Annotated in this window: 10 protein-coding genes; 8 read left to right on the forward strand and 2 right to left on the reverse strand. The window is 71.3% G+C overall.

Annotation, left to right across the window (positions count from 1 at the left end):
* The 5 genes from JDY09_RS01760 to JDY09_RS01780 all read left to right on the forward strand — a co-directional run bounded on the left by JDY09_RS01760 (position 1) and on the right by JDY09_RS01780 (position 6,765).
* On the forward strand, positions 1-747 hold the full coding sequence (locus JDY09_RS01760) for an anti-sigma factor domain-containing protein (protein WP_274717258.1): 747 nt from the start codon (positions 1-3) through the stop codon (positions 745-747).
* A 108-nt stretch (positions 748-855) separates the two neighbouring features.
* Complete coding sequence (locus JDY09_RS01765) at positions 856-1,602, forward strand: ferritin-like domain-containing protein (RefSeq protein ID WP_274717260.1); 747 nt, start codon at positions 856-858, stop codon at positions 1,600-1,602.
* A 99-nt stretch (positions 1,603-1,701) separates the two neighbouring features.
* Complete coding sequence (locus JDY09_RS01770; RefSeq protein WP_274717263.1) at positions 1,702-2,850, forward strand: metallophosphoesterase family protein; 1,149 nt, start codon at positions 1,702-1,704, stop codon at positions 2,848-2,850.
* Between the two features lie 10 nt (positions 2,851-2,860).
* Complete coding sequence (locus JDY09_RS01775; protein WP_274717265.1) at positions 2,861-5,599, forward strand: AAA family ATPase; 2,739 nt, start codon at positions 2,861-2,863, stop codon at positions 5,597-5,599.
* Complete coding sequence (locus JDY09_RS01780; RefSeq protein ID WP_274717267.1) at positions 5,596-6,765, forward strand: alpha-hydroxy acid oxidase; 1,170 nt, start codon at positions 5,596-5,598, stop codon at positions 6,763-6,765. Before JDY09_RS01775 ends, JDY09_RS01780 begins: the two co-directional genes overlap by 4 nt.
* A 47-nt stretch (positions 6,766-6,812) precedes the next feature.
* On the opposite strand, the gene JDY09_RS01785 is transcribed toward JDY09_RS01780, so the two are convergent.
* Together JDY09_RS01785 and JDY09_RS01790 are read right to left on the reverse strand one after the other, a co-directional pair.
* Positions 6,813-7,853, reverse strand: coding sequence for a hypothetical protein (locus JDY09_RS01785; protein ID WP_274717269.1), 1,041 nt, complete (start codon positions 7,851-7,853; stop codon positions 6,813-6,815).
* 162 nt (positions 7,854-8,015) lie between these two features.
* Entirely contained in the window at positions 8,016-9,701 is a 1,686-nt protein-coding gene (locus tag JDY09_RS01790; RefSeq protein ID WP_274717271.1) for a sigma-70 family RNA polymerase sigma factor, read from the reverse strand.
* 301 nt (positions 9,702-10,002) lie between these two features.
* Here JDY09_RS01790 and JDY09_RS01795 point away from each other — a divergent pair, with 301 nt between their 5' ends.
* The 3 genes from JDY09_RS01795 (at position 10,003) to JDY09_RS01805 (ending at position 14,148) form a co-directional block, all read left to right on the forward strand.
* Complete coding sequence (locus tag JDY09_RS01795; RefSeq protein WP_274717273.1) at positions 10,003-10,671, forward strand: hypothetical protein; 669 nt, start codon at positions 10,003-10,005, stop codon at positions 10,669-10,671.
* Positions 10,672-11,036: 365 nt separating this feature from the next.
* Positions 11,037-12,410 (forward strand): flavin-containing monooxygenase, encoded by a 1,374-nt coding sequence (locus JDY09_RS01800; RefSeq protein WP_274717275.1) that lies wholly within the window; start codon positions 11,037-11,039, stop codon positions 12,408-12,410.
* Between the two features lie 139 nt (positions 12,411-12,549).
* On the forward strand, positions 12,550-14,148 hold the full coding sequence (locus tag JDY09_RS01805; protein ID WP_274717277.1) for an aldehyde dehydrogenase family protein: 1,599 nt from the start codon (positions 12,550-12,552) through the stop codon (positions 14,146-14,148).
* The last annotated feature ends 31 nt before the right edge of the window (positions 14,149-14,179 follow it).

Below are 14,179 nucleotides of genomic sequence, written 5' to 3' on the forward strand. Positions count from 1 at the left end.
ATGAGCGTTGCGGACAGCGACAAAGAACACGCCTGGGTCAGCGAAACGCTCGCGGCGTGGGCACTCGGCGCCGTCGGCGAGCGGGAGCGTGAGCTGATTGACGAGCACCTTGCCGCCTGCGACCGCTGCCGCGCCGAAGCTGACGCGCTGTTGGCGACCACCAGCGCCCTGGCCGAGGCGGTTCCACCGCGCACGCCCTCGCCGGCGTTGCGCGAGCGCGTGCTCGCCGAGGTGCGTGCCGAAGCGAGCTTGCTGCGCGCCGCGCGCGACACCGGGCATCGCGCCGGGAGCTCGTCGCGCCGCTGGCGCGAGCTTTTCCTGCCGGCCGCACGACCGCTCGCCATCGCCGGTGTCTTGCTCGCGATGCTGATAGTGGGATTCGCGCTCGGGTCGGTGCTCGACGGTGACATCGCCGGCGAGAGCCGCCGTCGCGTGCTCGCCGGTCGCATCACCGACCCGGCGCTCGCGAGCCGCGCATGGGCGCGGGCGACGGTCGACGAGCACGCCGTGCGCATCGAGGTGCGCGGTCTGCCGCGCCCGCCCGCCAACGGCGTCTACGAGGTCTGGGTCCAACAACCGGGCTCCGCGCCACGGCCGGCCGAGCCGCTCTTCGTCGCCACGCACGGAGCGGTCGAAGTGCCGGTGCGTTTGGGGGCGCGCGACCGCGTGATGATCACGCGCGAGCCCGCCGGCGGCAGCGAACAACCGACCTCGCCGCCGCTGATCGTCTTCGAGCCGACGTCCTAGCCGCTCGCCCTCTTGTGATCCGCGCGCGCGTGCGGCGCGCAGTAAGGGATCGACAGCTCTCGCACGAGGTCCCGCAAAAGGGACGGACAACAAGGGGGTACGAAAGCGATGTCCGAAGCCATCACGCTCGCCTACCGCGCAATCGACGAACAGGAGCGCGGTGCTAGCGCCAGCACGCGGCGCAACCTGATCAAGGGCGCTGCCGCCACCTTCGGCAGCCTCGGGCTACTCGGCCTTGTCGCCGACGACCGCGCCGTCGCGGCGATGGTGGCCCAGAACGATCCCCAAAAGCTCCTCAACATCGCCGCCACCGCCGAGGTGTTGGCGACGATCATCAACACCGAAGGCGCACGGCGCGTCCGCCTCGACCGGGTGACGAAGCGCAACGTTGCCGCCGCGGCGCAGCAGGAGCTCCAGCACTACAACGTTCTGCGTTCGATCGGCGGGCGCGAGCTAACCAAGCGGATCTGGATTCCCGACGCGGTCTTCCGCAGCCGCAAAGGGCTCCTCGAGACGCTCGAGTTCGGCGACCAGGTGTTCGTCAACGCGTACCTGATCGCCACGACCGTTTTCGGGCAGGCGGGCAAGGGAACCGAGGCTCGCTACGCCGCCGAGTTCATGGGTGTCGAGGCGGTGCACCGCGCGCTCGCCCGCCAGTCGCTCGGCAAGCTCGGCAACGACCGCGTGTTCATGCGCTACGCCTTCACCGACATCGACACCGCCGTGTCGCTGCTGCAGAAGGCCGGGATCGGTTTCGGGCAGAAGGGCAAGTCGCCGGGACGCTTCTACGACTTCGACGTCGTGCGGCGCAGGACGCCGAAGGTGCGGGGCGTCAACACCTTCAACGTGCGCTGAAGGGGTCGGTCGCGCACGGGAGCGGGCGGGCGCATCCCGCCCGCTCCTTTTTTCGTTTGCGCGCAGAAACGTCCGCGCTCTTCGCCAGGATCGCCGGCGGTGGCAGTGCGGATCCTCCACATCGCCGACGTTCATCTCGACCGGCCGTTCGTCGGCGTCGCGGCCGAGCGACGCCGACAGCTGCGCCGTCGCCTGCTCGACACCTTCGCGCGCGCGCTCAAGGTAGCGGTGGAGCGCCGCTGCGACCTCGTGACGGTTGGCGGCGATCTGTGGGAAGAAGAGAACGTGACGCGCAGCACCCGGCGCGAGGTAGCGGCCCTACTCGCTCGCGTCGGGTTACCGGTCGCGATCGTCGCCGGCAACCACGATCCGATCGTCCCCGGCGGCAACTGGCAGCGCACCGAGTTGCCGGCCAACGTGCACCTCTTCGGCGCCGTGGAGCTCGAGTGCTGGCGTCCGCTCGCCGGTTCGGCGGCACCGACAATCTGGGGCGTTTCGTGGGGCGGGGGGCAGCTCAGCGCCGACTTTCTCGCCCGTCCGCTCGAGCAGCGTGGCGCTGGACCGGCGCTGCTCTTGCTGCACGGCACTGCCGGCGGTGTCGCCGCTGGCGACGTCGGCGATCGCCACTGCCCGTTCGAGCCGGGCGCGGTGCGGCGCGCGGGTTTCGAGCTGTGCCTCTGCGGTCATATCCACAAGCCGCAGGTGGTCGAGAGCGGCGGCCGCGCGGCCGTCGTCTACCCGGGCTCGCCGTTCCCTCTTGCTTTCGACGAGGCGCACGATCACGGTGCCCTGCTCGTGACGATCGACGGTCCCGCGGTGGAGATCGAGCGCGTTCCGCTCGGCGCGCCTCCCTGTATGCGCGTCGCTGTCGACTGCGCCGGTGCGGAGTCGGCGGTGGCGCTGCGGGAACGTGTCGAAGCTGCCCTCGCCGAGGCGGGGATCAAGGCCGACGGCGTGGAGGGGGGCTTTGTTACCGTCGAGCTCGTTGGTGCTGTGGCCCCGACGCTCGGTCGCGACCTTGACGAGGCGCTCGCACCGCTCGCTGCGCGCTTCGACGCTCTGCGCGTCGTCGACCGCACCCGCCGCGCTTACGACCTCGACGCGATCGCACGGCTCCCCACGGCGCGCGGACGTTTCGTGCGTGCGCTGCGCGAGCGGATCGCGCACAGTGCAGGGCGCGAGCGCAAGGTCGCGGAGCTGGCGCTCGAGGCCGGACTGCGGGCGCTCGACGGCGACGAGCCGTTGTAGGGAGCGAGCGGTGCGCTTCATCGCTGTCGAGTGCGAGGGGTTCGGGCGGCTTCACGGGCGCTTCGAGTTCGCACCAGGGCTCACTGTGGTGACCGGCCCCAACGAAGCCGGGAAAAGCACCCTGCACGAGCTTCTCTACCGCCTCCTCTACGGCTTCCAAGCGCAGGAGCGCCGGCGCGGCAAGGACGGCCGGCTGTCTCCCTGGGAGGCGCGCCGGCCGTGGGACGCCGGTTGCCGCTACGGTGCCGTCGCCTTGATCGCCGACCGCGCCGGCCGCGAGCTGCGCGTCGAGTGGGACTTCGAAAAGCACCGAGTGCGCGTCCTCGACGCCCGCACCGGCACCGATCTGAGCAAACACTTCCGCGGCAAGGGGCGCGACGTCGTGCTCGGCAACTTCCTGCTCGGCCTCGGGCGCGAAGAGTTCCGGCAGGTTTGCTGTCTCGCCCAGGGCGACGTCGATCCCCCGAGCGGCGCTGCCGTCAAGGAGCTCGGCGAGCGGCTGCGTGCGCTGGTGGAGAGCGGCAGCGAGTCGGGCAGCGTGGCAGCCGCGGTCGAGCGCCTCGAGCGCGCGGCGCGCGAGCGGCTCGGTGTCGACCGCCGTAGCCGCGACTGGGGGCCGCTCAGCGGAGGTCGGTGGGATCGCTTGCTCGCGCGCGAGCGACAGGTGCTCGCAGAGCTGGAGCGTGCGGAGACGGAGCGCGCGGCGGTCGCCGCGCTGGTGCTCGACCTCGCCGAGCTCGACCAGCGACGCGAGCGCCTGGCGGCGAGCGTCGAGGACGAGCGCCAGCGCCACCTCGCCCTGCGGGTCGCGCAGGCTTCGGCGCGGCTCGACCGTGCACGCGCGCTCGCCGAGCGCGCGGCAGCGCGCCCCGAGCGACCGGTGGCGCTTCCGAGCGGCCTTACGGAGCGTGTCGCCCGCCTCGTCGCGGAGCTCGAGAACGCCGAGCGAGCGCACCAGGAGAGCGAAGAGCGCGCCCGCCGGGAGCGCGAGCGGGGCTCGCTGCTCGAGACGGAGCTCGACCAGCGCCAGCGCGAGCTCGCCGCGGTCGCGCCCGACGGCGAGCCCTCGGCTGCCGGCCGCAAGCGCGTCGCCGAGCTGGCCGCGCGCGTCGAGGCCCGCCGCCGCGAGGTCGCGGAAGCTGACCCTGCGAGCGCTGCCGGAGGCACGGCGCGGGCGCGCGCCGAGCGCTTGCGTGCGGCACGCGAGCACCTGCGTGACCTCGAGCGCTCGGCGCAGATCGCGGCTCGCGGCGCGCTTTTCGCGATCCTTGCCGCACTCGGGTCGGGGCTCGCGCTCGCCGTGGCCGTCGGCACGGCGGCGGCGATCGCCGGCGCGCTGGTCGCTGGCGCTGCGGCGGCGCTCGCGCTGCGGCGGCGCGCGCAGGTTCGACGGGCGATCGCACGCACGCTAGGCGAGGCGGGGGTCGCGAGCCCGGCGCTGCTCGAAGACGAGCTGGTCGCCGCCGAGGCCGAGCTCGCAGCGCGCGAGCGCAGCGAGCAGCTCCTCGCGAGCGACGAGCAGGAGCTCGCGCGCTGTCTCGACGAACACGGCGCACCGGCGGGGCCCGAGCCGCTCGCGCGGGCGCACGCCTACCTTCGCGCGCTCGAGCTCGCCGAGCGCATCGCCGCCCTCCGTGCCGAGCTCGCACGTGTCCACGAGGTCACGGCGGCAGCGGAACGCGCGAGCACGCGCTGCGAGCAGGCACGCTCAGCCCTCGCCGCAGCGCTCGCCGAGGCAGGCATCGCCGACCGCGATCTGCGCGCCGCGATCCGTCGCTTCGACGAAGTTCGCGAGCAGGCCGAACGCGACGCGCGGGCCGTCGAGCTCGCCGAGCGTGCCGGCGCCGAGCTGCGCGCCCTGACCGCCGGTCGCCCGCTCGCCGACCTCGAGCGCGAGCGCGCGGCGCTGGCGCGCGAGCTAGACGAGCACGTCGCGCGCTGGGGGGCGCGGGTCGCTGAAGCCGCGCAGGCGACGGCGCGCAACGCCCACCGCGCCGAAGCGCTCGCCGATCTCGAACGGCGCGTCGACGAAGTGGCCAGAAGGCTGGCGCAACGAGAAGCGCAGCTCGCCGAGCTCGAGCGTCGTCGCCACGGTCTCGAGCGCGAGATCGAGGCACGCGAGCGGCAGCTTCCCGACCCGGCTGACCTGCGCGCCGAACTCGCCGCGATCGCCGAGGAGTGCCGCACGATCGAACTGCGGCGCGACGCGATCCGGCTCGCGATCGTGGAGCTGCGGACGGCTGCCGCCCAGGCGCACCGCGAGTTCGCGCCGCGGCTCAACGAGGCGCTCGCGCGCGTTTTGCCGCGGATCACGGGCGGACGCTACCGGCGCGCGTTCGTCGCCGAGGACCTCGCCGTAGCGGTCGAAGCGCCCGAAACGGGCGCGGTCGTCTCGGCCGAGCAGCTCAGCCGCGGCACGCGCGACCAGATCTACCTTGTGGAGCGCTTGGCTATCGCGCGTCTGCTCGACGAACAGGCGGGTGGCGGTGTCGCGCGCGGCGCGCAACCTCGCGGCCGCGCCCCGCTGCTCCTCGACGACCCGTTCGATCGCTTCGACGCGCTGCGGCTCGCGGCCGGTCTCGAGCAGATCGTCGCCGAGGCACGGGAGCGCCAGATCGTTCTCTTTGCCGAAGAGCGGTCGCACGTCGATGCGCTCTGCCGGCTGGATCCCGGTTGCCGGGTGATCGAGCTGCCCGCACCGGAATTGCCAGGACGACAGCGAGCCGAGGAGGGGGAGGAGGCAGGTTGAGCGCAGAAGGTCGCGCAGGCGAACGCAAGTCGCCATCCGCCGACGGTGCCACGGCCGGGGCACCGGAGCTTCCAGCCACGCTCGACGAGTTCTTCGACATCGCGCGCGAGCGTCTCGATCCCGGCACGTTCGGCTACTACGCCGGCGGTGCCGGTGCCGAGATCACGCTCCGCGACAACGAGCAAGCCTGGGCGCGCTTGCGCTTGCGGCCGCGCATGCTCGTCGACGTCTCGCGCTGCGAAACGTCGACGACTGTGCTGGGCGAGGACCTCGCCCATCCCGTGTGCGTCGCGCCGACAGCGTTCCACCGGCTCGCTCACCCCGAAGGCGAGGCGGCGACCGCTGTCGGTGCCGAACGCGCGGCGGCCCCGTTTTGCTTGTCGACGTTGGCGACGGCGCGCCCCCGCGAGGTGGCGGCCGCTGCGCCTGCCGGCAGGCGCTGGTTCCAGGTTTACGTGTTTCGTGATCGCGGGGTCACGCGCGCGCTTTGCGAAGAGGCCGCGGAGAGCGGCTTTCGAGCTCTTTTCCTCACCGTCGACGTGCCGTTTTTCGGTCGCCGCGAGCGCGATCTGCGCAGCGGTTTCGCGCTCCCGGCGATCGACGTTCCGAGTCTCGCTGCAGCCGTCGGCGAGCCCGGTGCGAGCCTCGATATGCGCGCGATCGGCGAGCTTCTCGACGCCTCGCTTACCTGGCGCGACGTGGAAGAGCTCGTCGGGACGAGCGATCTCCCTGTCGTCGTCAAGGGGGTTCTCACAGCGGAAGACGCCCGCCGCGCGGTCGCGAGCGGCGCCGCGGCGGTCGTGGTGTCGAACCACGGCGGTCGGCAGCTCGACGGCGTGCGGGCGAGCGCCGACGCGCTGCCGGAGGTGGTCGAGGAGGTCGGCGACGAGGTCGATGTGCTGGTCGACGGCGGGATCCGCCGCGGCACCGATGTGCTGAAAGCGCTAGCGCTGGGAGCGCGGGCCGTGCTCGTCGGGCGGCCAGTGCTCTGGGGGCTGGCGACGGCGGGGACAGCTGGGGTCGAGCGCGTTTTGCGACTGCTGGTCGACGACTTCGCGCTCTCGCTCGCGCTGTGCGGCGTGCCGCGGGCGCGCGATCTCGACCGCTCGGTGCTGGAGCGCCCTCCGCGTGGCCCGAGCGTGTCGAGCGTCGATGGTTCGCTCTGAGTGCCGCGCGAGCGCGACGGCACGGCTGGCAGTTCGGGCGCTCCCCGCTAGCGGCGGGTGTCGGCGCGCTGCGCGGACGGTTCGACGCGGCTCGCGAGCGTGCGGCAGCCGTCTTGGTCAAGCTCGAAGGTGAGTTCTTGCACGCGCGCCGAACGCATCGCAGCGCTGACCGCCTCGCGCGCACCGGGAGCGAAACAAAGCAAAAACCCGCCGCCGCCCGCACCCATCAGCGCCACCGCTGCCGCCCCGGCGCGGCGAGCGATCGCCCGCAGCTCGTCCGCGCGTGGCGGCACCGCGCCGGGTGCGCGCCGCCGTTTGAGATCCCACTGCGCGTCGAGCGCCCGCGCCCAGCGATCGACGTCGCCTCGCTCGAGCGCGTCAGCGACGTCTTCGGCGAGCTGGCGACTGCGGTGAAGGATGTCGAGAGCGCCGCGATCCCCTCGGCGCACACCACGCGCGACGTTCGACAACAGGCGCGACGCCGACCTTCGACCCCCGATGAAAAACAGCGCCGTGTCGTTCGCGAGCGCAGCTGCCGAGCGTGGGTGAAGATCGAGGCTGCGGGCCTCCACGCTGCCGTCGCGCTTGAAGCTGTAGGCACGCACTCCACCGAACGCCGCGGCGTACTGGTCGTGCTTTCCTACCGAGCGCCCAACCACCTCGATCTCGATATGGCAGGCAGCCTCGGCCAGGCGCTCGCGTTTGTCGGGGCGAGGCTCGCTGCCTGTGTCCTTCAACGCGTCGAGCGCGCGCAGCGTGCACACGGTGAACGCGCCCGATGAACCGAGACCGGTGCCGGGAGGTACCTCGGCGACGCTCGCTAGCTCGAGCGGCTGGCCGTCCCAGTGAAGGTCGAGCAGCGCTCTCAGGAGCGGGTGGCGGACCGAGCGCGCCGAGACCACCTCTTCGTAAGCCAGGTGCTTGAGCCGGAAGCGCCCGTCGATCGACGGGGCAGCTGTGACATAGACGTAGCGGGCGATCGCTGCCGAAACAGCGAAGCCCTCGTGACGCGAGAAGTAGGCCGGTAGGTCGGTGCCGCCGCCGCCCAAAGCAAGGCGCAATGGAGCCCGTGCCACGACGGCTTTCATGGGGCGCATTCTGGCGTCTTCCCGACCCCGGTGTGAAAAGGCGGCGTGTACGGGGGGTCGCCGACGCCTCGCGTTGCGCCGTCGCGGCCGTCTCCTGGCTTGTGTTCGGTCCCGCTGGCGGCGCGAGCGGTCGCGCCTCGCGGCGCGAGCGTTCGTGGCTACCTAATCGGAGCGCGCAGGGGCGCCTTTGCTCACCTTGCTAAGGCTGCGGCCGCCGGCGTAACTACCCTCACTGCCGTCGTTGCCCGCTTGCCGATCGCCTCTGTCAGCGGCAGGGGGAACCGGCGACTGGGGAGGCGCCGAGCTGCGCTCAGGCGGTTCCCTATAGCCGCCGCTTCGGTCTTTCGGGCGTGAGCTGCTCGGACGCGGCGCCTGTGTCGGCGAAGGCGCCCCGGTGCGTGGGCGTGTATCGGCACGCGTGCGCGGTGCCGCCACGCGCTTGCGAACCCCGGCCGTCGCGCGTTGCCGCCCGCGTGCGATCTTGCGGGCGCGCCCGGAGTGCGTGGCGCGCTGGCGATCGCGCCCGCGGCGGGCGCGATCGCTGGTGGCGTGCTGGCGCCGCTTCTCCTGTGCGGCGCGCGCTCGCGACCGCTCGCCGTCTGTGCCGCTCCCGGTCCGCACCCGGCGTTGATCGGCGTTGCGTCGCTTGCCGCCGGCTGCGCTGCCGCGGGCAGCGTCGGGGCCGGCTGCGCGTCCGGCGCGAGTGTCCGCAGTCGCGGCGCGGTGTGCGCCGTCTTGCACAGCGGCGCCGCTTCCGCCCGGTTCCTTGCTCGCGGTGGTGGCGAAGTGCTTGACAGCCGCCGTGCCGCCGGTCGCGCCGACGCCGAGCGCTAGCGCCGCAGCCACGACCTTGGCAGCGAACGCGGCCCCGCCGGCGCTCGCCGCGCCCGTCACGGCGCTGCCAGCTGCAGCGGCGCCACCAGCCGCGGCGACGCCACCCGCCCCTGCTGCGGCCCCGCTGCCGGCCATCGCGCCACCGGCGGCGACGCCGCCCGCGCCAGCGGCCACGCCACCCGCCGAGCTTGCTTGGTGCAGCCCGGCGCCAGCCGCCAGCGAGCTCTTTAGCGCCGGCGTCACCGCCACCGGCAGGGCGAGCGCGAGCAGCGCACGCTGGCGCGCAACGCGCTGCCGGAACTCGCGGCAGCCTGGGCAGCTGCGCAGGTGTAGCGCGATCGGGCTGCGGCGCAGCGAGCCGCCGCGCAGCGTCGCCAGCTCCTCGCGCACCTCGGCGCATGGGCGCTCGCGCGCCTCGCGCATCTTGATCAACGTCGTGCGTGCGCGAAAGACGAGCGCCTTCACCCTGGCCGTCTCCACTCCGAGCACGTGCGCGATCTCGCTCTGCGACATGTCCGCGAGTTCGAAAAGAAGCAGCGCTGCACGCTGGTCGTGGGGAAGCGCGCGCAGGTCGGCGAGGACCGCGCGGATCTCCTCGCGCTGCTCGACGGTGACAGGTTGGGCTGCCTCCGCGTGCTCCCCGCCGAGCGCGGTCGTGCGACGTTCGCGCAAGAGCGATAGGCAGCGGTTCCGTGCCACCGTGTAGAGCCAGGGTTTGAAGGCGAGCTCGCGCCCGGTGCCCGAGCGCAGCTCGCGGTAGGCGGCGGCGAAGGCGTGCTGCACGGCGTCCTCGGCGTCGTCGTGCGAGCCGGTGAGGTGCCGACAGAAGCCGAGCAGTGGGGGCAGGTGTCGCTCGAAGAGCACCTCGAACGCGCGGTCGTCGCCGCGCTGCACGCGACGCACCAGCTGTTCGTCTCCGAGCTGGCGAAGCAGTGCCTGGGGCAGCAGGGTCCGCTTGCGCGGGCGTCCGCCGCGGTTCTCCCCGCCGGGCTCAGCTTCCTTGCTTGCCACCATCGCTGCCCCTCGCGCCTCGGGCTTGTCGACCGAAGCTCGCGCGGTCCGTCGCTGCTTCTATCGGTCCGGCAGCGCTCACGCTTCACGTCCTCCTAAACGCGTGGACGTTCGGCAGGTTCGAAAGTTGCGCGGGTACGTCCTCTCCGAGCACGACGACGGTCGCCGATCACGATTTTTCGGAAACTCGCGAACCTCGTCCCGGCGCGCGCGTTTAAGGGGCGTAACTCGAGAGAGGAATCCCCGGTTCCAGCAACCCAGTGGAGCGGAGGCAGAGGAGATGCGAGCGAGAGTTTTCAGATGGGTGGGGGTAGCTACGGCGGTGGCGGCGATCGTGCCGGCTGCAGCGGTCGGCAAGCCGTCGAAGGCCGAGCTCAAAGCGGCGGTGCGCGAGGCCAAGCACGAGTGCAAGCTCGAGCGTGGTAGCACTGACGCCACCCGGGCAGCGTTCCGCGCCAAGTACGGGTCGCTTGGCCTCGGGCGCTGTGTCAAGGTGCGCACCAGGGACGCGCTCCGCGAAGCGGCGCAGGCACGGCGCCAGGCGCTTAAGGACTGCAAGGCCGAGCGCGCCCAGGATCCGGCTGCTTTCGCGGAGAAATACGGCACCAACCGCAACCGCCGCAACGCGCTCGGGCGCTGCGTCTCGCAGAAGATGCGGGTGATCGCCGCGAAGCAAGACCGCGCTGACCGCGAAGAGATCAAAGCCGAGCACAACGCGGCTGCCGCTTGCCAGGCCGAGCGCAGCCAGGATCCCCAGGCGTTCGCGGAGAAGTACGGCACCAACCGCAACAAGCGCAACGCCTTCGGCAAGTGCGTGTCACAGCGGGCTCGCGCCGACCAGGAGAGCGAACAACCGGAGCCGAACGGCGACGCCCATGGCGGGCAGCCGAACGAGCACCCGAACGGAGGAAGCGGCCAGGGTGCCCCCGGCTCCGGCGCGGGAGAGGGGTCGAGCTCTCCTGGCACGGTCTGACGGGGGCTCGCGCCATACGAGAAAAACGGCGCCCAGCGCCGGTGCAGAGGGTCGGGGCGGGGTCTTCGCCGGGTGCGGAGACCCCGCCCTCGTTCGCGCCGCGGTCCGTCCAGCGTCTCGCGGCGCGTGTCGCTCCGGGTCTTGGCTGGCTCGCCAGCCAAGTGCTAAATTGACATGGTGTTAAGGGAGCTCGGGGCGGCTGCTCTGCCAGCGTGCGCACAGCGGCAAGCGCCGCGCAGGCTTGCCTAGGCTTGCGCCGGTGCCGGGCCGCTGGTGCCCCCGCGCACGGGGGCAATGCAGCCGCCGCGATCACCGACACAGGCCACTGAGGCCAAGCGACCGATCAGGGAGGGAGCGGAGAAACCGTGCTGCGCATAGGGCGCGTTTGCATAGTCGGAGCGGGTTCCTCGGGCATCGCGGCTTGCCAGGTGATGCAAGCCAACGGGATCGATTTCGATTGTTTCGAGCGTGGTTCGCAGGTCGGCGGCAACTGGCGCTACGAGAACGACAACGGGATGTCGTCCGCCTACAAGTCGCTGTTCATCAACACCTCGCGGCGGATGATGGAGTACCGCTCCTACCCGATGCCGGACGACTACCCGGACTACCCGCACCACAGCCAGATCGCCAAGTACTTCGACGACTTCGTAGACCACTTCGGTCTGCGCGAGAAGATCACGTTTCGCCACGAGGTCGAGCGCGTCGAGCCGAGCGACGACGGCTGGCTCGTCACGGTTCGCAACGTCGACACCGGCGAGCGTCGCAGCGCCGTTTACGACGCCGTGCTAGTGGCCAACGGCCACCACTGGCACCCGCGTTACCCGGAGCCGCCGTTCCCGGGCCAGGAGACCTTCGTGGGCGAGCAGCTGCACAGCCACTACTACCGCGAACCGGACGAACGCTTCGTTGACCGCACCGTCCTCGTCCTGGGTTTCGGCAACTCGGCTGTCGACATCGCCTGCGAAAGCTCGCGCGTGTCGAAGATCACCTATCTGGCGATGCGCCGCGGCGCGTGGGTGATTCCCAAGTACATCGAGGGCAAACCGGTCGACCAGCTCCAGAACGAGTGGACGAGCCGCCTGCCCTTCCGGCTCCAGCGCTGGTACCTGCAGCGTCTGATCGTCAAGACACAAGGCCGCATGGAGGACTACGGTCTTCCCAAGCCCGACCACAAGTTGGGCGAGGCGCACCCGACGATCTCCTCGGAGCTGCTTCCGCGCATCGGCCACGGGCGGATCAAGCCCAAGCCCAACATTGCGCGCATCGACGGCGACACCGTCCATTTCGTGGACGGCTCGAGCGCCCAGGTGGACACGATCGTCTGGTGCACCGGCTACAAGATCGACTTCCCGTTCCTGCCGCGCGAAGTGGTCGACCCCAAGGACAACCGCGTAGAGCTCTACCGGCACGTGGTGCATCCCGACTGGCCGGGGCTCTACTTCATCGGTCTCGTGCAGCCGTTGGGCGCGATCATGCCGATCGCGGAAGCTCAGTCGGAGTGGATCGCCGATCTTCTGCTCGGGCGCTGCGCGCTGCCCGACCGTGAGCGGATGCTGCGCGAGATCGAGCGCGACCAGCGCAAGATGCGCAAGCGCTACGTTGCCTCGCCGCGGCACACGATCCAGGTCGACTTCTATCCCTACATGCGTGCGATCAGGCGCGAGCGGCGGCGGCGCTCTCGGCGTAGCGCGCCCAGTCCGGTCGCCGTCCCGCGTTTGCAGACGCAGGGTGCTTCGTAGGGACGGTCAACGAGCAGCAGGGCACGGCGGCAAGGGGACAACTGTGTCGTGGGGGTAGCGCTACGCGCGGGAGGAAAGCGAACGATCGCGCGAGCGGTAGGCTGAGCGAACCGCCGGCAATCGCAGGAGGGGGAGAAAGATGGCTGAGGTCGAGACCGCGCGCAGGACCGGTACCAGCGACGGCGAGGGGGCGCAAGCCGCAGCGCAAGCTGCTGCCGAGAGCTCCAGCAGTGGTCGCAGCTCCACCGACAGCCGTCTCGAGGTCCGCAACCCCGCTACGGGCGAGGTCATCGCTCGTCTAGAGCAGGTCGATTCGGCGGGCCTAGCCGCGATGGTCGAGCGCGCCCGCGCTGCGCAACCGGCGTGGGAGGCGCTCGGTTTCGAGGGTCGCGGACGTCTCTTGCGCGAGCTCCAGCAGTGGGTGCTGCGTAACGACACCCGCATCGCCGACACGATCGTCGCCGAGAACGGCAAGGCGTTCGAGGACGCGCTTCTCGCTGAGGTCGGCTACGCCGCCCAAGCGCTCGGGTTCTGGGCGAAGCGCGCGCCCAAATACCTCGCCGACGAGAAGGTGCACTCGAACTCGCCGTTCGTCTTCGGGCGCAAGCTGCGTGTGCGCTACGCGCCCGTCGGGCTCGTCGGCGTGATCGGGCCCTGGAACTACCCGCTCACCAACAACTTCGGTGACTGCATTCCGGCGCTCGCCGCCGGCAACGCGGTGATTCTCAAACCGGCGAGCCTGACGCCGCTCACGTCGCTGCTCCTCGAGGAGGGAACGCGCGAAGTCGGGTTCCCGGAGGGGGTTTTCCAGGTCGCGGTGATGCCCGGCAGCATGGCCGGCGAGCTGATCGACGCTGTCGACTACGTGATGTTCACCGGCTCGACGGAGGTCGGGCGCAAGGTGATGGAGCGCGCCGCGCGCACGCTCACGCCGGTGGGCCTCGAGCTCGGCGGCAAGGACCCGATGATCGTCCTCGCCGATGCCGACCTCGAGCGGGCGGCCAACGCTGCCGTCTACTACTCGATGCAAAACACCGGCCAAACGTGCATCTCGATCGAGCGCGTCTACGTCGAGGAGCCGGTCTACGACGAGTTCGTGCGCCTCGTCGTCGAGAAGGCGCGCAAGCTGCGTATCGGGCGGCCGAGCGGCCCCGGCTCCGTGGACGTCGGGGCGATGACCTCGCCCGAGCAGCTCGAGATCGTCGAGCGGCACGTTCGCGACGCTGCCGAGAAGGGCGCGCGGATCCTCGTCGGCGGCAAGCGCGTCGACGGCGACGGGCTGTTCTTCGAGCCGACGGTGATCGCCGACGCCGACCACTCGATGCTCTGCATGCGCGAAGAGACGTTCGGTCCGACGCTGCCGATCATGAAGGTCCGCGACGTCGACGAGGCGATCCGGCTCGCCAACGACTCGCCCTACGGCCTGCAGGCGTCGGTTTGGACGCGCGACACCGAGAAGGGCATGCGCGTCGCACGCCAGGTCGAGGCCGGTGCCTGCTGCGTCAACGACGCGCTCGTCAACTACCTGGCGCTCGAGCTGCCGATGGGCGGCTGGAAGGCGTCGGGACTCGGTTCGCGCCACGGCGCCGACGGGATCCGCAAGTACACGAAGAGGCAGTCGATCCTCGTAACGCGTTTCGCGCCTAAGCGCGATCTGCACATGTTTCCCTACCGGGCGCGGACGACGCGCTTGCTCGGACGTCTGTTCCGCCTGCTCTGGGGTCGGCGTAGCGGCTAGCGGCGCAACTCGGCAGTACAAGCCCGCGGTA

Source organism: Thermoleophilum album, from assembly GCF_028867705.1.
GTDB lineage: Bacteria > Actinomycetota > Thermoleophilia > Solirubrobacterales > Thermoleophilaceae > Thermoleophilum.